Genomic DNA, 264 nt, shown 5'->3' with positions numbered 1-264 from the left:
GACACGGAATATCTCCGGCAACTACGGCCTGACTGACCAGATCCAGGCCCTGCGTTGGGTTCACGACAACATCGGCGCCTTCGGCGGCGACCCCGGCAAGGTGACGATCGCGGGCCAGTCCGCCGGCGCGCTGAGCGTCATCCTGCTGATGGCGGCGCCGCAGGCGCGCGGGCTGTTCGACGGGGCGATCGCGCAGAGCGGCTATATGATCGCCATGCCGGAACTGCGGAACGGCACGTTCCGGGACTGGCCGGACGCGGAGAC

At 68.9% G+C, this 264-nt stretch carries 1 protein-coding gene; it reads left to right on the top strand.

The window, feature by feature from the left end; translation table 11 throughout:
- Nucleotides 1-264, top strand: a 264-nt coding sequence (locus RYX56_RS23080; protein ID WP_317124219.1) for a carboxylesterase family protein, incomplete at both ends; no start/stop codon positions are given.

The sequence above is a fragment of the Alkalihalophilus lindianensis genome (assembly GCF_032843265.1).
Classification (GTDB): Bacteria; Bacillota; Bacilli; order Bacillales; family Bacillaceae_D; genus Alkalihalophilus; species Alkalihalophilus lindianensis.
This window is presented reverse-complemented; position numbering and strand designations above follow the sequence as displayed.